This window comes from Winogradskya consettensis, from assembly GCF_018332715.1.
GTDB classification, from domain to species: Bacteria; Actinomycetota; Actinomycetes; order Mycobacteriales; family Micromonosporaceae; genus Actinoplanes; species Actinoplanes consettensis.
Window position 1 is genome coordinate 1 of sequence record NZ_BOQP01000058.1, and the last position, 19,095, is coordinate 19,095.

Below are 19,095 nucleotides of genomic sequence, written 5' to 3' on the forward strand. Positions count from 1 at the left end.
TCAGCCCTGGGGTTCTCAGCCGTGGCACTCCCGGCCGTCGGGTTCTCAGTTATGGGAGATCTCCTCGTCGGGCGTGACCCGCCGGGCGTTCACCGACGGGTTCCGCTGGAGGCTCTCGATCAGCCCGGCCGGGCCGCCCACGCAGCTGTAATCATCGTCCCAGAGCGCCGAGACCAGCCAGGACCGGTCCGCGGGAAAAAACAGATCGGGCAGCGCGCCACCCCCGTCACGCATGTGACCGATGCGCCAGGTGAGCGCCTCCCCAGGCCCGCCCTGAACCAGAACATACGGCCACTCCCAGTAGAGCAGCACCCGCGGAGCCTCGCCGAAGACGACGTCGTGCGCGCCGGTCTCGAGAAAGCCCAGCCACCACGGCTGCCCGCCCGCATACCGGGTGAGCTCGGCGACAACAGCCCGTTCGTGGTCGATGATCGGCACCTCGGCGGGCCGCTCGAACGTGGCGTAGTCCTCGAAGATCCGCGGGATCGCCGTGGTGACCGTCCGCCCGGGAACGGTCTGCCCGGCGAGCCAATCCACGTCCCGGGCGGCGCCGATGACTGCCATGCGATGTCTCCCCGTCGCCTGCTCGTGGGTCCGGACCAGCTCGCCGTGCCCGGAAAGCGAAACGGCGGCCACGCCGGCCGGAGCCGGACGTGACCGCCGTTGTCACAGCGTCAGTGGATCAGACGTTGTAGTACATCTCGAACTCGTGCGGGGTCGGACGCAGGCGCACCGGGTCGATCTCGTTGGTGCGCTTGTAGTCGATCCAGGTGGAGATGAGGTCCGGCGTGAAGACGCCGCCCGCGGTGAGGAAGTCGTTGTCCGCCTCGAGCGAGTCGAGGACCGCGTCGAGCGAGCCGGGGACCTGCTTGACGCTGCCCCACTCCTCCGGCGGGAGGTCGTAGAGGTCCTTGTCGATCGGGGCCGGGGGCTCGATCTTGTTCTTGATGCCGTCGAGGCCGGCCATCATCTGCGCCGAGAACGCGAGGTACGGGTTCGACGACGGGTCCGGGACGCGGAACTCGATGCGCTTCGCCTTGGGGTTGCTGCCCGTTACCGGGATGCGGGTGCAGGCGGAGCGGTTGCGCTGCGAGTAGACCAGGTTGACCGGGGCCTCGTAGCCGGGCACGAGGCGCCGGTAGGAGTTGACGGTCGGGTTGGTGAACGCGAGCAGCGACGGCGCGTGGTGCAGCAGGCCGCCGATGTACCAGCGGGCCATGTCCGACAGGCCGGCGTAACCGGTCTCGTCGTAGAACAGCGGCTCGCCACCCAGCCAGAGGCTCTGGTGGGTGTGCATGCCGGAGCCGTTGTCCCCGAAGAGCGGCTTGGGCATGAACGTCGCGGTCTTGCCATGCTCCCAGGCGGTGTTCTTGATGATGTACTTGAACATCTGCATCTGGTCGCCGGCGTGCAGCAGCGTCGAGAACTTGTAGTTGATCTCGGCCTGGCCCGCGGTGCCGACCTCGTGGTGCGAGCGCTCGACGGTGAAGCCGGAGTCGATCAGCCGGCGCACCATGGCGTCACGCAGGTCGGAGTAGTGGTCGAGCGGCGAGACGGGGAAGTAGCCGCCCTTGTAAGCGGTCTTGTAACCGCGGTTGCCACCCTCTTCGTCCTTGCCGCTGTTCCAGGCGCCCTCGATCGAGTCGATGTAGTAGAAGGCCTGGTTGGCGGAGGTCTCGTGGCGGATCGAGTCGAAGATGTAGAACTCCGCCTCGGCGCCGAAGTAGGCGGTGTCGGCGATGCCGCTGGAGGCCAGGTAGGTCTCGGCCTTCTTGGCCACGTTCCGCGGGTCACGGGAGTAGGCCTCACGCGTGAACGGGTCGTGGATGAAGAAGTTGAGCGCCAGGGTCTTCTGGATCCGGAACGGGTCGATGAAGGCCGTGTTGACGTCCGGCAGGAGCATCATGTCGGACTCGTGGATGGCCTGGAACCCGCGGATCGAGGATCCGTCGAAGGCGAGGCCGTCGGTGATGACACTGTCGTCGAACGATTCCACCGGCATGTTGAAGTGCTGCATCACGCCGGGAAGGTCACAGAAACGTACGTCGACGAACTTGACGTCCTCATCTTTGAGGTATCGCAGGAGTTCCTCGGGATTGGCGAACACACGTCCTCCTGGCACAGATTTCTTCAATTACGCGAGGCGGCGTCGGCCGCCACGGTGGCTAGGCTGGTCTGCGACGCTAGGCCCCGGCGGTTGCCCAGGCGTATCCCTATTGTTTCCGCCGTGTTACGGAGCCTGTGATTCGCGTGCGGCCAACCAGACCCTATCGCCGGTCAGGCCCGCAAGAGACCAAAATCCAAGCGACGGGTACGCCCACAGCATCGCCGCCGAGCGCTCCGATTACCCTCATGATCCGTGGCGACACGCAGCAACGGCAACCCCGATCGTGCATCCGACCCGACCAGCATGGAACCCGGCGGCTTCCTCCGCCGCCTCGCCGCGCTCCTGATCGACTGGGCGCTCTGCAACGTGATCGCCAGCTTCTACGCCGATCCCCGTGTGGTCCCGTGGCCCCCGGTGGTCCTGCTGATCATCGTGAACACGTTCTTCATCGGCCTGTTCGGACAGACCCCCGGCATGTTCCTGGCCCGCATGCGCTGCGTCTCGATCTTCGACGGCGGCGCCATCGGCCTCCCGAAAGCCCTGCTCCGCGCCGTCCTGCTGGCCCTCTTCATCCCCGCCCTGATCATGAACGACAAACAGCGCGGCGTGCACGACCGCGCGGCCGGCTCGATCGTGGTCCGGATCCCGCCCGCCGGCCGCTGAAAAAGTTATCCACAGGCCGGAAAGCCGGGCGAGCGCCGATCGGCGGCCGGGGAGCAGAATCTGGCGCATGGACATCGGGGTGCTTGGCCAGGTCGAGCTGCGCTCCGGCGCGGGCCTACCCGCGCCGGTAGTGATCCATGAGCCGACGCGAGCCGTGCCGGCCGCACGGCCCGGCCCGGTCCCTTCGGCAGCGACCTCCGCGGCCAGGAGCGCGGCCACTGCCGTCCCTCGAGGCGGGCTGCGTCGCCGCGACGGCCCGGCTCGTCCACGCCTGCGCTCCGCGCGGCACGGCCCGGGCGCACGACCCGCCGGGCTCGACCGACCGTTTCATCCCTGGCCCCGACCGCGTCCCAGAGTCGCCCGCGAAGCCCTGGGTACCGACCATTTCGCCCAGGCATCCGCCGCGGGCACCTACGTCACACCCACCACCGCAAGACACGCCGGCACCTCCGTCACCACGGCGGAAAGACAACGACGTTGCGGCGTGGGCGGCGTGGGCGGCGATGGCGGTGAGGTCGAGGTGGTCAGGATGCAGCGTCGAGGTCGGCGACTGCCGCGGCCGGTCCCCGGTCGTCGCACCCGGCTCAAACGTCGAGCGCGCCAGCCGGTTCCCACGACTGGCCGTCCCGCGCAACCAAGGCGGAAGCCGGTCAGGCGGAAGCCGGTCGAGCAGGGCTGACGGTTCGAGCTCACCGCGAGCACCAGGGGGTCGCGACAGAGTTAGCCGAGGAGCGTCTCGGCGATCTGGCGGGTGGTGGCGGCGGCTATTCGGGGATTGGTGTGGGCGTAGGAGACGAAGGCGTTGATGCCGCCGGCCAGGGACCAGCCTCGGCCTCTTGCCCAGGTGGCGTCGTCGACGTCGAGGCGGTCGCGGAAGATCGGACGGGTCCTGGCCGACAGGAGGGTGAAAGCGATGGTGAGGTCGGGGGCCGGGTCGCCGGCGCCGAGGCCGCCGAAGTCGATGACCGCGCTGAGGTGGCCGTTCTCGGTGAGCAGGTTGCCGATGTGGAAGTCCCCGTGGAACAGGACCGGGGGCCTGGTCCAGGCGGGAGCCGAGAGGGCGGCGTTCCAGACGTCGGTCAGGGCGGCGGCGTCGAACGTGGCTGCTGCGGCGGCGATGTCGGCGCGGCAGGATTCGTCGCGGGCGGCGAGAGGGGCGGAGTTCAGGCCGGTGGAGGGCGGGATGGACTGCAGGGCGAGGAGGAAGTCCGCCAGGGCCAGGGCGGTCTCGGGGGTGTCCGAGGTGGTGGTGGCGACCTCACCCGGGAGCCAGCGGGTCACGGCCCAGGGCCAGGGGTATCCGAGGTCCGGTGTGCCGACCGCTACCGGGGCCGGGATTGCCAGCGGTAGGTGCGGGGCCAGTCGGGGCAGCCAGGTCAGGTCCTTGGTGGCCTGGCCGATCGCGCCGTCATGGCGGGGCAGTCGGACCGTGAGGGCGGGACCCAGCCGGTGGATCACGTGGTCCGAGCCGGCGGGGTCGAGCAGGGTCAGGGGCAGGTCCGCCCATTGCGGGAACTGGGTATCGACCAGCTTGCGGACCAGAGCGGGATCGATCGGCGGGCGATAACTCACCCACCCAGCATGAATCAGCCGTGCCCGAGCGGCACAGACCATGCGAGCCCGAGCGGCACAGACCGGGCCAGCCCGAGCCGCACAGATCAGGCCAGCCCGAGCCGCCCGCGGTCAGGCAAGCTCGGGCGGCACAGACCAGGCCAGCCCGGGCGGCACGCGAACAGGCCAGCCCGGGCGGCGCGGGGTCAGGAGAGGTGGCCGAGGCGGAGGAAGACGGTTTCGCCGGTGGCGTCGTCGATGGCGTCGTTGTCCGTGACGGCGTAGGCCTGGCCGTTGCCGGCGATGGCGAGGCCTTCGACCTTGTCCTGGGTCCAGCCGTTGTCGGCTCGCAGGGCGGGCAGGAGATCCTTGACCGGTTTCTTCTTGATGGTCGGGACGCCGGTCCAGGTTGCCGGGACGTCGAAGCGGTAGATCTTCTTGATCGCGGCGGCGGGGCCGCGCTGGTTGTCGCGTTCGATCACCGCGAACGTGTCGCGGTCGACGGCGACCAGTTCGGACAGGCCGGTCCAGCCGGTCGGGGCGACATCCAGCGGGTACGCGAGCCACGACCACACCCCGCCCGCATAACGCCCGATGCGCGTGGTGGTCTCCCCCTTGAGCGGGCGCTGGACGGCGACCCACACGGCGTCCCCGACGACGGCGATTCCTTCGAGCCCGTTCGTGGTGACAGTGGCGGCGACGTCGGCGGGGAGCGGGATTTCCTGTTGGACGGCGCCGCGCGCGTTCAGGCGTACGAGCAGATTGGGGGTTGAAGCAGAGCCCTCCACCGCGAGCCAGTAACCGTCACGCACAGCAGCCACGCCTTCAGCGTCATAACCGACCGCGATGCCGTCCTTGGTGACAGTCAGCGAACCGATGATCGAAGCAGGCCGAGTGGTGACGTCCACGGTCAACAGCCGGGTCGGGGTGTACGCGCTGTCCGTCACCGACACGAGCTGCGCCGGGTGGCCGGGTACGGCGGAGAGGCCGGAGAGCGTCCCGAACGGGATGGTGCGGGGTGAGGTGATCGACGGGAAGGCCCCCGCCGTGCGCCCGAAGCCGTAGATCTGCACCGTCCCGCGGATGCCGGCGTCCGGGATCTCCTCCTCGCTGGAGACGACGATCAGGTTCCGCGACGGTACGGCGACCACGCCCTCAGGCCCGTTCGTCGTCGGCAGGATCTGCTTGAACCGCGGTGACCTGGGCGAAGACACGTCATAGACAGCGGTGAAGTTGCCGCGCTCGCTGTTGACGAAGACGTACGGAACCCCGCCGAACCGCGCGAACGCCACGTTCTCCGGCTCGATGCCCTTGGCGTCGGAGCGCTTGTCCGGGTAGAGCCCGTGCTGGACGGCGAGGTGCTCGAGGGAGTTGCCGGCGTCCCAGACGACCTTGCCGCCGCGGTCGAAGATGCTCCAGCCCCGCGACCCGCCCACGTAGTCGCCCTCGTTAGCGGTCGCGAACAGGTCGTCACCGAGCCAGGTGACGCCGTCGGGCTCGCGCCGCGCGGTGATCGATCCGGTGAGTGAGATGGTGTCGTCATCCAGCGTGTCCACGCCGTCGACGGTGACCGTCCCGGCGCTGAAGTGAGCGGTGACCTTGCGCCTGGCCAGCGACACGATCGCCAGGTGGTTGTTCTCCTGGAGGCTGACCACGGCCTCGTCGCGGGAGTTGATGCTGACGTATTCGGGTTCCGGGTCGCCCGGCGCGACCTCGGCGAGCCCGGTCAGGTCGACGCGGGAGACGGCCCAGGTCCGGGTGTCAATCACGGAGAGATAGCCGGCGGGTGCCTGCGGGATCTCGCCGTCGTTGACATCTTCATCGCGCTCGTTCTCGATCGCCACGGCGATGTAGCGGCCGCTCGGCGCGACGGCGACCGAGTCCGGCTGGCCGCCGAGGTCGAGCGACCGCACCACCGCCCGGGTGCGGTCGTCGACAACGACCAGCTTGCCGGACGGGCTGGTGAAGCTCGCGCTGGTGTTGACGCCGGCGAGCAGCAGGTGGCCGAGGTGCGCTACGGACGTCGGCTCGCCGCCCATCGCCAGGGTGCCGGTCGGCTTCGGCTTGCCCGGGTTCGTGATGTCGAAGAACCCCAGCCGTTCACCCGGGCTGTCGGTATAGACCACGGTGCGGCCGTCCTCGGTCACCGTCGAGATCTCGGCGGCGGCTTCGTCGTCCATACTCGAATTGAGGTACGCCGGAACGGTCGCGAGACGCCGGAACTGCTGATCGGCCGAGCCGGCAAAAGTAACCGAGCCGGCGAAAGCAGCCGAACCGGCGAAAGCAGCCGGGCTCGCGAAAGCAGCCGAACCGGCGGATGCGACAGGGACAGCGACTATGGCGAGGGCTGTGGTCAGCCCGAGAGCGAGGGCTTTCCGCGTACGGAAGAAGGGCATGGGCTTTGCCTACGGCCCCGGCCGGACGCTCAGGTGGCGGCGGAGGAAACGCCCGGTGTCCGCACCGGAACGATCTTGCGCAGCGAGCCGGACGCATCGGACGAAGCCCGCGGCAGCAGGAACAGCAGCGCGACGCAGAACAGAACGTAGAGATTGGCGCCGATGACGGCGAGCGGCGGCTTCGGGCCGTTCTCGTAGAGGAACGTGACGCGCGTGCACACCAGCACGTAGAAGACCACGCCGACCCAGAAGACCCGCGGGTTGCTGCGCCGGTTCTCGTAACACCGGACCAGGACGGGCAACAGCCACACGCAGTGATGCACCCAGGTCACTGGGCTGATCAGGCAGCCGAGGATGCCGGTGAGCGCCAGGCCGCCGAGCGCGTCGGTCCCGCGTACCCGCCAGGCCCAGACGCCGATCGCGGCGAGCACGCAGACGATCCACACCACCGACTCGGCGGAGTCGAGCGGCAGCCGGGCCAGCATCCCGCGCAGCGACTGGTTCGAGACGTACTCCAGGTTGCCCACCCGGTTGGTGTCCCAGAGCGCGGACGTCCAGAACTCACGGGAAGCGTCCGGCCAGATCGCCGCGGCACCCAGCGTGGCGGCCGCGGCGGTGGCGATCGAGACGCCCGCCGCCCGCCACTGCCGCGTGACCAGCAGGTAGAGGATGAAGACGCCGGGCGTCAGCTTGATCGCGGTGGCGAGTCCGATGCCGATGCCCGCCCAGCGCCGGCCGCGCGCGACCCCGAACAGCACGTCCCCGGCGACGAGCGCGAGCAGCAGCATGTTGACCTGCCCGAAGCCGAACGTCTCACGGACCGGCTCGAAGAACAGGGCCAGGCAGGACGCGACGGCGAGCGGGTACCAGTCACGGGTCCGGATGAACCACGACACGACCACGACGGTGACGACCACGGTGGCAGCGGACCCGGCTGCGGCGATGGCCCAGAGCGGCAGGTACGCCATCGGCGCCATGACCAGCCCGGCGAACGGCGGGTACGTGAAGCCGTACACCGTGCCGCCCTTGAGGAAGTCGTAGACCAGCCCGTCGTCCCGGAACCAGTACCGCACCGCCTCCGAGTAGACCTGCGAGTCGAAGTAGAAGTGGTGGATCGCCGTCCACACGAGCGACCCCGCGGCCGCGAGCGCGAGGACAACGAGCAGCAGGATCCGGCGATTCACGCGGTCACCCTACGGGCGAGCCGCCGCCGCACACCGACGACAGCCAGGACGACCAGCGCGGACGTGACAATGATCGCGCCCGGGATCCGGGTGTAGAGCGCCCAGTTGTACCCCGCCGGCGTGGTCAGGGTCGCTGCGAAAGCGCACAGTCCCAGCACGACGCGGCTCTCCTTCCGGACGGCCGCCAGCACGGCAAGCGGCCAGGTCGCATACCAGGGATGAAAGACCGGAGCGCAGAGTACGGTCGCCGCCAGCGCGAGCCCCGCGCCGCCCAACGCCCCACCTGCCCGAAATGTCCGCCACCACAGCACGACCAAAAAGACCGCCAGCACCCCCACACCGATCAGCCGCGTCACCGGAACCGCGTCGTACCCGGTCAACGCCTTGATCGTCAGTCCCACAGCGGTCGACGGCGACCCCCACGTCACGCTGTCCCCGCTCCGGAGCAACCCCGCCACCCACCCGATCCCCCGCCCCGAAACCAGCGACAGCAGGGCAGTGGAACCCAGCAGACCTCCGACGACAGTCCCGGCCGTCTGCAAAAACGCCTTCCCCGTGTACGCCCGGAGCGGCGCAGCCACCAGCACAGCGAACGGGACAACCACGATGGCAGTCGCCTTCACCCCCACCGCCAGCCCCAGCACCGCCCCCGCCGCCGCGAGCCGCACGAACGCCATCCCGCCAAAACCGGCCGGAGGGCTGAGGCCGGCCGGAGGGCTGAGGCCGGCCGGAGGGCTGAGGCCGGCCGGAGGGCTGAGGCCGGCCGGAGGGCTGAGGCCGGCCGGAGGGCTGAGGCCGGCCGGAGGGCTGAGGCCAGTGGAGGTGGCCGCGGCGGAGAACGGCCCGGCGACGCCCGGTGAAGCGGTCGCCGCGAGGGCGAGACCTGCGACGATGAGCCCGATCATCAGGGCGTCGTTGTGTGCGCCCGACACGAGATGGACCAGCACGAGCGGGCACGCGAGCACGACCCACACCGCCCTCGCGGGATCGATGCCGCACCGCCGCGCCAGCACCGGAACCCCGGCGGCGACCAACGCGAGCCCGGCCAGCGCCACCACCCGCAGCCCCGCGATCACCCCGCCGAGCGAATCCCCGGCGACCCGCACCACCCCGGCCGCGAGCAGCAGGAACAGCGGCCCGTAAGGCGCCGGCGAGTCGACCCACGACGACGCGACCGACCCGAGCCAGGGACACCCGAACTCCCCCACGCCCGTGGCATAGGGATCGCCGCCGGCATGCTGGACGTAGCCCTGACACGCGTACGAGTAGACGTCCGCACTCCCCAGCGGCAGGAACGGCAGCACCGGCAGGAACCACAGCCCCGCCGTGACGAGGGCCCATCGCACGGAGGGGACGACGCTCCGCCCGTACCACCAGGCTGTGATCAGGAGAGCCGTGCCCACCACCCAGAGGATCGGCAGCAGCACCCCGCGCTGCCCGCTGAGCAGCGTGACCGGATTGATGCTGGGCACCCGCTCGAAGCCTGTCCCGCCGAGCCACGCACTACCCGCGGTGGCGACGCTGCCGGCGAACCCGCCCCAGCGGATGAGCCGCGGCGTCATCGGACCGGCCGAACAAATCGGACAGCGCGCCACGCCACCCAGCCCACCAGCCCTGTGACCAGGAACGCGAGCGGCACCTGCAGCGGCTTCCACGCGCCGTCCCCGTTCGGCAGGATCAGGAACATCGACGCGATGATCACGGCGTCCAGCCGGCGCGTGCCGGTCGTGGTGACCGCCCACAGCACGAGGGTCCAGAAGAGGTACCAGGGCTGGGTGATCGGCGCGAGGAAGATGACGGCGAGGCAGGCCAGCCCGGCACCGTGCAGGAAGTCGCCGTGGCGGTGCCGCCACCAGATCACCACGAGCGCGACGACGAGCAGAACGAGCGCGACGGTCCGCAGGACGGGCACCACGTCGATCTCGCCGCCGAACCACTTGGCCACGGCGTTGATCGTGATGCCGACCGCGGTGGGTGGCGACGTCCAGCTGCGGGATTCCCCCGCCCCGGACAGCGCGGTCGCCCAGCCGAAGCCGAGCCCGGAGCCGAGCGAGAGGGCGACCAGCAGACCCACGGCACCGGCGATGACGGCGGCGGCCCGGCTCAGGAAGGCGCGGGTGAGTTCGAACCCCCCGGCGGCCAGCAGCGCCGCGAACGGCAGCACCACCCCGAGCGTCGACTTGATCGCGATCGCCGCGCCGATCAGCGCCCCACCGGCGAGCAGGAGCCCGATCGAGGCCCTGCGGTAGATCAGCGCGAGCGCCCCGGCCACCAGCGCCATCGCGAGGGTGTCGTTGTGGGCGCCGCCGATGAAGTGCACGATGACCAGCGGGCAGCACAGCACGAGCCACAACGCGCGGGTCTCGGGAACTCCCGCCCGGCGGGCGAGCGGCGGCAGGACCAGGGCAAGAGCGACAACCGCCAGCACCTCGTACGCCCGGAAGATCCCCAGCGCCACCGCCTGCGACCCGAACGACGCGGCGAACCCCGAAAGCACGATCCACAGCGGCCCGTACGGCGTGGGCGTCGTCCGCCACACCACCGACACCGAGTCGAGCCACGGGCAGGGCTGCGCCGCGATCGAGTCGACGGACGGGTTGAAGCCGGCGTCGAAGAGCGAACCCTGACACGCGTACGCGTACACGTCGCGGCTCGCCAAAGGTGGCACGAGCAGCAGCGGCACGATCCACAGCGCGGCGGTCACGAGGATCCAGCCGCGCGACACCTCGAGCCGGCGCCCCCACCACCAGGCCAGGCACAGCGCGCTCAACCCGGCGATCCAGAGCACCATGATCAGTACGCCGTCCGGGCCCCGCAGAATGCTCGCGACCGAGACGCCCCGGCGGATCCAGGTCGGCGCCCCGAACAGCACCGCGTCGGCCGCGCAGCACAACGCCCCGAAGAAGCCGAGCCAGCGGACCCCGGCAGGGCCTCTCACGGGTTGGCTCGCAGGATCGGCACACCCTCGACGACCGTCTCGGGGTGGTAGTACATCGCGAGGTCAGCAGCGATCCCGCCGCTCGGGTCGACCGCCGCGGGCGGCGTGTCGAGGAGCACGAGCGTCGGGCGCTGCGCCGAGCTCAGCATCGCGCGCAGCCGGGGCAGCGCGTCGGGGATCTTGTCGATCGGCTTGCCCCACAGGTACGGGTACGACGCCTGCCGGTCAGCCGCGAAGTAGAGGTACGCCTCCGACTCGAGCACGTAGATCCGCTGCCCGGGCGTGGTGGAGGCCCGGATCACCGCCGCGATCCTGTCGTCCCGGGCGGCCAGCGCGTCGTACGGAACGGTGTCTGCCCGGCGGGCCGGCGACATCGGGATCAGCGCGACGAGCCACACCAGGGTCGGCAGCACGACGACCGCGGCGAGCGCCCGCCGTGGCAGCGCCGCCGGGATCCCGATGAGCATGGCCGCGACCAGCACCACGAGGGCGGGCAGCGGCTGGACGAAGTAGTGCGGCCAGTACGAGCCACCGAGGTTGATGCCGACGAACCCGGCGAACAGCCATGCCCCCAGCACCCAGCGCCCGCCCCGGTCGAGCAGCCGCCACCCGAACACCGACAGCAGCACGATCACCGTCAGGTCGAGCGCGATGTCCCCCGCGTGCCGGCCGAGGTCGCTCAGACGCGTCGAGGTGTTCGACCCGTCCCCGCCCATGGCCGAGAGCTGATACCCGATCAGCGCGGTCCAGTAGTAGTTCCACCCCACCGAGATCCCGTGCACCACCGACGCGACCAGCGGAACCGCCGCGGTCGCCGCGAAGACGCCGGCCGCCCGCCAGTTGCGCGCGAGCACCACGATCAGCGCCCCGACAACGATGCCATCGATACCCGACTGCTTCATCGTCAGCGCAACCCCGGCCAGCACTCCCGCCCCGGCCAGCCACCACATAGACCTGCGCAACGCCCTCGACGGCCTCGCCCCCCTGGCCGCCCTCGCCGAAGTCTCCGCCGTCGAAGCCGCAGTCGCCGCCGTCGAAGCCGCCGCCGTCGAAGTCGCAGTCGCCGCCGCAGAAGTCTCCGCAGTCGCAGTCGCAGAAACCGGAGGATCCGCAGAGCCCGCAGAGGACGCGGATGCCGCAGCCGAGGAGAACGCCGGATCGGGCCGCCACCAATAAACGGCACACGCGATAGCCACCGTCGACGGGATGCCCGCGAGCAGCTCCCCGTTGAACGTCATGCCCTCGAGATGCGGTGCGACCCCCACGATCGCGTAGATCCACGCAGCCCACACCCCGGCGGCGCGCCCGATCAGCAGCCGCGCGATCACCGCCACCGCGACCGTGATGATCGCCCCGCCGGCCACCATCCCCAGCCGGATCGCCCAGCCGCCGTCACCGATCGCGAGCAGCGCCCGATACGTCAGCAGCAAACCCTGCGGCCGATCGAGCCAGGCCGTGTCGTAGAGCCGGTCCCCCCGCGCCCACCGCTGCGCGACATACGCATAGCCGCCCTCATCCGTCGACAACCCGGTGAAGAGGAACGGCACCCGGACCAGAACAGCCACACAAGCCGCGATGACGACCGACCAGCCGCTGGAGAAAAATCGGATCATGCGTCGAGGACTCGTTCCATGGCCGCGCGGGAGCGCCGGGTCAGGCGCAGGTAGCGGTCGACGAACTCGCCCGGGTCGCCGCCGCCTAGGAGCTGGACCACGCCGGCGAGCTCCACACCGTGCCGCGGGAGCTGGTCGGTGGGGCGGCCACGGACCAGCGTGAGCGCGTTGCGGACCTGGGCGGCGAGGGTCCAGCCCGCTTCCATGGCCGCGGCGTCGATCTTGTCGATCAGCTTGGCCTGCGTCTCGGCTGTGAGCGCGCCGAGCGTCCGGGTGCGGCGCAGGTCGGGCACGGCGTACGCATGCCGCAGCTGCACCAGCTGCACGGCCCACTCCACGTCGGCGAGCCCGCCCCGCCCGAGCTTCGTGTGGGTGTTGGGGTCGGCGCCGCGCGGCATCCGCTCGACCTCCACCCGGGCCTTGATCCGCCGGATCTCCGTGACCTGCTCGCGGGTGAGGCCGCCGTCCGGGTAGCGCATCGTGTCGGCGAGCTGCTCGAACTCCCGGCCGAGATCCTCGTCGCCGCAGACGTAGCGGGCGCGCAGCAACGCCTGCGACTCCCACACCTTCGACCAGCGCGCGTAGTACTGCGCGTACGCGTTGAGGCTCCGCACGAGCGGGCCCTGCCGTCCCTCGGGGCGCAGGTCGGCGTCGATGCCCAGCTCGGGGTCGGGGGCCGGGGCGCTCAGCGTGCGGCGCAGCTCCTCGGCGATCGCGTGCGCGGCCGAGCTGGCCGCGCCGTCGGTCACCCCGGGTGGCGGCGCGTAGACGAAGAGCACGTCGGCGTCGGAGGGGTAACTCATCTCGTAGCCGCCGAGCCGACCCATGCCGATGACCGCGAACCGCAGCCCCTCAATTCCCGGGTGGACCCGCCGCGCCACGTGCAGCGCCGCGGCTAGGGTCGCGTCGGTGACGTCGGAGAGGGCGATCCCGATCCGGTTCACGTCGAGCGGCTGGGCCGGGGCGAGCTCGCCGGACCGGCTCAGGATGTCGGCGCAGGCGATGCGGAACAGCTCACGGCGGCGCATGGCCCGGACCGCCGCGATCGCCGGCATCGGATCGGTGGCGCCTTCCCGCAGGTGGCGTTCGGCGGCGGCCAGGAACCCGTCGCGCAGCGCGTCGCGGTCGCGCGGGACGAGCTCGCCGTCGTTGGCGAGCAGCCGCAGTGCTTCCGGGTCACGGGTGAGCAGGTCGGTGGCGTACCGGGAGAGGCTGAGGACCCGGGCGAGGCGGCGGGCGACCGGGCCGCCGTCGCGCAGCAACCGCAGATACCAGGGGGTGCTGCCGAGCTTGTCGGAGACGTGCCGGTAGTTGAGCAGGCCGCGGTCGGGCTCGGGGGCGTCGGCGAACTCCTGCAGCAGCATCGGCAGCAGGGTCCGCTGGATCGCGGCCGTGCGGCTGACCCCGCCGGTGAGCGCCTGGATGTGGCGCAGCGCCGCGGCCTGGTCGGCGAAGCCCAGGATCTCCAGGCGCTTGCCGGCCGACTCCGGGGTCATCCGCAGGGCCTCGGCGGGCACCCGGGCCACCGCCTCCAGGAGCGGTTGGTAGAGCAGCTTCGCGTGCAGCCGGCGGACCTGGGCGGCGTGCCCGACCCAGTCCGAGCGGAACGCCTCGACGGCGTCGCGGCCGGGCAACGCGCGGTAACCCAGGGCTGCCGCGAGCCAGCGGAGCGCTTTCGGGTCGTCGGGCACGGTGTGCGTACGCCGCAGATTCTGCAGTTGGAGCCGGTGCTCGATGCCGCGCAGGAAGCGGTATCCCCGCAGCAGCGTCTCGCCGTCCTCCCGGCCGACGTAGCCGCCCGCGACCAGCGCACGCAGCGCGGGCAGCGTCCCCGGGCTGCGCAGGGTCTCGTCGATGCGGCCGTGCACGAGCTGCAGCAGCTGCACCGCGAACTCGATGTCGCGCAGGCCACCCGGGCCGCGCTTGATCTCGCGGTCGACCTCCTTGGCGGGCACGTTCTCGATGATCTTGCGGCGCATGTCCCGGACGTCGGCGACCGCCTCGGGCCGTTCGGCGGCGTGCCACACGAGCGGGGCGAGGTCGTCGATCCACTCCTGGGCGAGCCGCAGGTCACCGGCGGCCGGCCGGGCCTTGAGCAGCGCCTGGAACTCCCACGTGCGCGCCCAGCGGCGGTAGTAGGCCTGGTGGCTGGCGAGCGTGCGGACCAGCGGCCCCCGGTTTCCCTCCGGGCGCAGCGCCGCGTCGACCGGCCACGCCACCTGCCCGCAGATCTCGATCAGGCGCGCCGCCACGGTGGTGCCGGCGCTGAGATCCTCGTCCCCGGCCGCCACGAAGATGACATCCACATCGGAGACGTAGTTGAGCTCGTTGCCCCCGCACTTGCCCATCGCGACAACAGCCAACCGCGGCTCGCTCACGCTCTCCGGCAGACCCGCCACCGCCATTTCGTACGCCGTGACGAGCGTCTCGTCCGCCAGCCGCGAGAGCGCCGCCATGGTGGGCTCGAGCCCCCGCCCGCCGGTCAGGTCCGCGGCGACGATCCGCAGCAGCGCCGTGCGGTAGGCCGTGCGCAGCGCCGGAACGCCCAGCGCACCGGGCCCCATCGAGTCGGGGAATTCCAGGTGCCCGTCGGCGCTCGGCGCCAGCCCCGTCTTACCGGTGACCAGCACCCGCCACTGGTCGAGGTTGGCGACCAGGTGATCCCCGAGCGCGCTGGACGCCCCGAGCACCGACACCAGCCGTCGGCGCAACCCGACATCGCCGTAGAGCGCGGAGAGGATCGCCGTGGCCGCCGGCTCGTCGGCCATGTACTCCCCCGGCCCCGCCGTCGGCGCCTGGATCGGCCCGCCGTTGCTGCGCCGCGCGTCCCGGGTGGCCGTCTCGATCATCCGGTGCAGCTGACGCAGCGCGAGATTGGGGTCGGCCGCCCGCGACAGCGAATGGATCAGGTCGCCGGCCGCCGCACTGCTGGGCTCCTGCAGGTCGACGTCCCACAACCCGAGCCCCTCCTGGCCGAGCAGATCGGCCGCGCGGGCCCCGTTGTCAGCAAAGCCGTACCGGGCCAGCCGGCTGGGCCTGGTCACCTTAATTGCCCAGCAGCGGGAGGGTGCGCGGGACGCCGGGGACGGCGATGTCGGCGTTGGGCAGCTCGCCGAGGGCCAGGGCGGCGAAGCGCGCGGCGAACGGCTGCCACACCTCCTCGACGTCGGCGAGGACGTCGGTGACGGCGGCGACCACGGCGTCGGCGTCGTAGCCGAGCTCCTCCAGCGCGCCCGGGTCGGCGCTGATCCAGTCAGCGAACATCGCCGCGTCGCACTCGATGTGGAACTGCACCCCCCAGGCCCGGTCCCCGAGCCGGAACGCCTGATGCGGATAGCGCGTCGAGGCGGCGAGCAGCACCGCGCCGATCGGCAACTCGGTGATCTCGTCGTAGTGCCACTGCAGCACGTCGGGCAGCAGAGGCACCCATTTGAACAACGGGTCGGTGTCGGCGGCGTCGCGCCGCCCGACCAGCCCGGGCCCGATCTCGGGCCCGGAGGTGCTGCGCTCGACCAGCCCGCCGTGCGCCTGCGCGAGCAGCTGCGCACCGAGACACACGGCCATCGTCGGGACGTGGTGGCGCACCGCCTTGCGCAGCAGCCCCTCGACCTCGGGGAACCAGGCAGCACCCGGCTGCCCGTCCGTGCCGGCATAGGCGTCCTGCTCGCCGCCGAGCACGACCAGCGCGGCGAAACCGTCGAGCGTCTCGGGCAACGGATCGCCGGCATGCGGCCGGACGACCGTCAGCCCGAGCCCCGCCTCCGCGAACCAGTCGCCGAGGCGGCGCAGATCATCCGACGGGTCGTTCTCGATAACCAGTGCTGTACCCACACACCGAGGCTATCGGGTGGGTACGACGGGCACGGTGGGTGTCCACCTCGCCACGACTTCGCCGTCGTCTTCCTCACCCGTCTCGACGAACCCGAGCGACAGGTACAGCGCGCGAGCCGCGGTGTTCGAGGGCTGATAGCTCAGCGCCACGTTCGGCGTACCGGGCTCGGCGGCCAGCTTGTCTCGCAACGCCTTGATCAGCGCCCGCCCGATCCCCTGCCGCTGCCGCGCCGCGTCGACCACCACGCCCCCGATCCACCGGCTCCGGTCGTCGTCGACGGCCCACATGCAGAACCCGACAACCTGCCCCTCCAGCGTCACCGCCAGCGCATGCCACAACTCGCCATACGCACACATGCACAGGTAGTGCTCAACATCGGCAACGAAGTCCCGCTGCCCAGCGTGCACGGTCAACGCCGCCACCGCCCGCCAGTTGTCCCTGGTCACCGGCTCAAGATCGACAATCATCGTGCCATCCTGCCAGCCCCCACCACCCGCACGCTGTCCGATTTCCGCAGCACCAGCACTCCGCCTGCCACCGCGACCGCCGCGGTGGCGGCGAAGGCCATCGGCACGGAGACCCTGCCGAGCAGAAGGCCCACCAGCGCAGCACCGAGCTCGTCCGGCCGAACAGGGCGGTGAAGATCCCAGCCACGGCGAACGACCCGGTGGCCCGGGTGACGGCGGGCGACGATAGAGCCGCATCACCGATGCGGCACCACGCGACCTACGCACAGAGGAAAGACACGCCAACTACCTCAGGCGATGCAGGCGCAGACGATCAGGGCGGCCCCGAAGTGGGAGGCAGCGCTGACCATCGCGCCGGGGTGGCGCTCCGGGGTGCAGATGACCTCGCCGAGCTTGCCGGGGGTCATCCAGTCCAGAACCAAGAAGGCCAACCCCATCACGCCGATACCGAGAACGCCGAAGAGCGCGGTCGACGCGAGCCCTTCGGCGAAGTTCTCGTAGCTGGTGAAGATCGCGGTGAACACGATCAGCGCGATGCCGATCTGGTTCGCCGCAAGCAGCAGGGAGGCGTTCGGGTTCTTCTCGTGCCAGATCAGGTCCCGCAGCTTGCCCGGGGTCAGCAGATCCACGAGCACATAGCCGAGCGCCATGAGCCCGATTCCCACCGCCCCGAACACGATGCTGCGCCCAGCACCCTCGAGCAAGTTCTCCAGCACAGAAGTCCCCCTAGTCACGGCCTATGCCGCAGCACGGTACCGGCTGGATCAAAGTCAGAGGGTCCCGAGGTAGCGCTGACGCTCGTACGGAGTGACCTCGCGGCGGTATTGCTCCCATTCCTGCCGCTTGTTGCGCAGGAAGAAGTCGAAGACGTGCTCGCCGAGGACCTCGGGGATCAGCTCCGACTTGCTCATCACGTCGATCGCCTCGGCGAGGTTCTCCGGCAGGGCCTCGTAGCCCATGGCCTTGCGCTCCTGCGGGGAGAGCGACCAGACGTCGTCCTCGGCGCCCGGGGGCAGCTCGTAGCCTTCCTCGATGCCCTTGAGGCCGGCACCGAGCATGACCGCGAACGCGAGGTAGGGGTTGGTGGCCGAGTCGATCGAGCGGACCTCGACGCGGGCCGAGCCGGGCTTGCCGAACGCGGGCACCCGGACCAGGGCGGAGCGGTTGAGCGCGCCCCAGCTGACGAACGCCGGCGACTCGGTGATCCGGTCGGGCAGCTGCAGCGGGAAGAGCCGCTTGTACGAGTTGACCCACTGGTTGGTGACCGCGGTGTATTCGCGGGCGTGCACCAGCAGGCCGGCGATGAACGCGCGGCCCGTCTTGGACAGCTTGAGCGGGTCCTCGCTGTCGTAGAACGCGTTGCGCTCACCCTCGAACAGCGACAGGTGGGTGTGCATGCCGCTGCCGGGCTGGTCGGTGTACGGCTTGGGCATGAAGGTCGCGCGGACCCCCTGGGAGAGCGCCACCTCCTTGACCACGTGCCGGAACGTCATGATGTTGTCGGCGGTGGTCAGCGCGTCGGCGTAGCGCAGGTCGATCTCCTGCTGGCCCGGCGCGACCTCGTGATGGCTGAACTCCACCGAGATGCCGATGCGCTCGAGCGCGAGCACGGCCTGGCGCCGGAAGTCACGCGCCACCGAGTGCGTGGTGTGGTCGAAGTAGCCGCCACCGTCGACCGGGATCGGCACCGAGCCGTCCAGCGGCCCGTCCTGCACCAGGAAGAACTCGATCTCCGGGTGGGTGTAGAAGGTAAAGCCCTTCTCCGCCGCCTTGGCCAGCATCCGGCGCAGCACGTGCCGCGGGTCGGCCCAGGCCGCACTGCCGTCGGGCAGCAGGATGTCGCAGAAGATGCGCGCGCTCTCGCCGCTGGCCCCGCCCTCGAACGGGAAGACCTGGAAGGTCGTCGGATCCGGCATGGCGACCATGTCGGACTCGGAGACCCGGGCGAAGCCCTCGATCGCCGAGCCGTCGATGCCCATGCCCTCCTCGAAGGCGGACTCCAGTTCAGCCGGTGCCACCGACACGCTTTTCAGAGTGCCGAGCACGTCGGTGAACCAGAGACGGACAAAACGGATGTCGCGCTCCTCTAGCGTACGAAGCACGAACTCCTGCTGTCGGTCCACGTCAACCCCTCGAACTTGCCCGGCGGTCAGTCTCTCCCGGTCCCGTTACGCCGAGATTACGCTGACCAACGCCCTGGCGCTCTCCCCGGGTAAGGCCCGATGTTGATCTCAGACCATACGGCAGGGACCGAGCCCACGACATGCCAACGCCGGGGAACAATAAATGCATGGCTGTGATCGGCTCCACTGACCTCTGACCAACCCGAGGTGTCCGGTGCGAC

Annotated in this window: 14 protein-coding genes; 1 reads left to right on the forward strand and 13 read right to left on the reverse strand. The window is 70.5% G+C overall.

Going from position 1 to position 19,095, the window contains the following annotated elements:
- Positions 1 to 45 precede the first annotated feature (45 nt).
- Together Aco04nite_RS49390 and glnA are read right to left on the reverse strand one after the other, a co-directional pair.
- Positions 46 to 564, reverse strand: a complete 519-nt coding sequence (locus Aco04nite_RS49390) for a hypothetical protein (protein WP_244876740.1) — start codon at positions 562 to 564, stop codon at positions 46 to 48.
- 118 nt (positions 565 to 682) lie between these two features.
- The gene (gene glnA / locus Aco04nite_RS43990) at positions 683 to 2,107 is read right to left on the reverse strand and encodes a type I glutamate--ammonia ligase (protein ID WP_213003135.1); all 1,425 of its coding nucleotides are present in this window, start codon (positions 2,105 to 2,107) and stop codon (positions 683 to 685) included.
- Between the two features lie 252 nt (positions 2,108 to 2,359).
- Here glnA and Aco04nite_RS43995 point away from each other — a divergent pair, with 252 nt between their 5' ends.
- Positions 2,360 to 2,770 (forward strand): RDD family protein, encoded by a 411-nt coding sequence (locus Aco04nite_RS43995; RefSeq protein WP_244876741.1) that lies wholly within the window; start codon positions 2,360 to 2,362, stop codon positions 2,768 to 2,770.
- Positions 2,771 to 3,490: 720 nt separating this feature from the next.
- Here the strand turns inward: Aco04nite_RS43995 and Aco04nite_RS44000 are convergent.
- The 11 genes from Aco04nite_RS44000 to Aco04nite_RS44050 all read right to left on the reverse strand — a co-directional run bounded on the left by Aco04nite_RS44000 (position 3,491) and on the right by Aco04nite_RS44050 (position 18,874).
- The gene (locus Aco04nite_RS44000; RefSeq protein ID WP_244876742.1) at positions 3,491 to 4,342 is read right to left on the reverse strand and encodes an aminoglycoside phosphotransferase family protein; all 852 of its coding nucleotides are present in this window, start codon (positions 4,340 to 4,342) and stop codon (positions 3,491 to 3,493) included.
- A gap of 185 nt (positions 4,343 to 4,527) precedes the next feature.
- Positions 4,528 to 6,717 carry an esterase-like activity of phytase family protein gene (locus Aco04nite_RS44005; protein ID WP_213003137.1) on the reverse strand — a complete coding sequence of 730 codons (2,190 nt, stop codon included), beginning with the start codon at positions 6,715 to 6,717 and terminating at the stop codon, positions 4,528 to 4,530.
- A 29-nt stretch (positions 6,718 to 6,746) separates the two neighbouring features.
- Positions 6,747 to 7,901, reverse strand: a complete 1,155-nt coding sequence (locus tag Aco04nite_RS44010; protein WP_213003138.1) for a glycosyltransferase 87 family protein — start codon at positions 7,899 to 7,901, stop codon at positions 6,747 to 6,749.
- Positions 7,898 to 9,463, reverse strand: a complete 1,566-nt coding sequence (mptB, locus tag Aco04nite_RS44015) for a polyprenol phosphomannose-dependent alpha 1,6 mannosyltransferase MptB (protein ID WP_213003139.1) — start codon at positions 9,461 to 9,463, stop codon at positions 7,898 to 7,900. The genes Aco04nite_RS44010 and mptB (Aco04nite_RS44015) overlap by 4 nt, the downstream gene beginning before the upstream one ends.
- Positions 9,460 to 10,839 carry a polyprenol phosphomannose-dependent alpha 1,6 mannosyltransferase MptB gene (gene mptB, locus Aco04nite_RS44020; RefSeq protein WP_213003140.1) on the reverse strand — a complete coding sequence of 460 codons (1,380 nt, stop codon included), beginning with the start codon at positions 10,837 to 10,839 and terminating at the stop codon, positions 9,460 to 9,462. The genes mptB (Aco04nite_RS44015) and mptB (Aco04nite_RS44020) overlap by 4 nt, the downstream gene beginning before the upstream one ends.
- A complete protein-coding gene (locus Aco04nite_RS44025) occupies positions 10,836 to 12,452 on the reverse strand; it encodes a glycosyltransferase family protein (protein WP_213003141.1) in 1,617 nt (538 codons plus the stop codon). Before Aco04nite_RS44025 ends, mptB (Aco04nite_RS44020) begins: the two co-directional genes overlap by 4 nt.
- Positions 12,449 to 15,496 carry a bifunctional [glutamine synthetase] adenylyltransferase/[glutamine synthetase]-adenylyl-L-tyrosine phosphorylase gene (locus Aco04nite_RS44030; RefSeq protein WP_213003142.1) on the reverse strand — a complete coding sequence of 1,016 codons (3,048 nt, stop codon included), beginning with the start codon at positions 15,494 to 15,496 and terminating at the stop codon, positions 12,449 to 12,451. Before Aco04nite_RS44030 ends, Aco04nite_RS44025 begins: the two co-directional genes overlap by 4 nt.
- Position 15,497: 1 nt before the next feature.
- Positions 15,498 to 16,283, reverse strand: coding sequence for a type 1 glutamine amidotransferase (locus Aco04nite_RS44035; RefSeq protein WP_213003143.1), 786 nt, complete (start codon positions 16,281 to 16,283; stop codon positions 15,498 to 15,500).
- A 9-nt stretch (positions 16,284 to 16,292) separates the two neighbouring features.
- Positions 16,293 to 16,751 carry a GNAT family N-acetyltransferase gene (locus tag Aco04nite_RS44040; RefSeq protein ID WP_213003144.1) on the reverse strand — a complete coding sequence of 153 codons (459 nt, stop codon included), beginning with the start codon at positions 16,749 to 16,751 and terminating at the stop codon, positions 16,293 to 16,295.
- Positions 16,752 to 17,041: 290 nt separating this feature from the next.
- The gene (locus Aco04nite_RS44045; RefSeq protein WP_213003145.1) at positions 17,042 to 17,467 is read right to left on the reverse strand and encodes a DUF350 domain-containing protein; all 426 of its coding nucleotides are present in this window, start codon (positions 17,465 to 17,467) and stop codon (positions 17,042 to 17,044) included.
- Between the two features lie 54 nt (positions 17,468 to 17,521).
- Entirely contained in the window at positions 17,522 to 18,874 is a 1,353-nt protein-coding gene (locus Aco04nite_RS44050; RefSeq protein ID WP_203834907.1) for a glutamine synthetase family protein, read from the reverse strand.
- Positions 18,875 to 19,095: the final 221 nt, after the last annotated feature.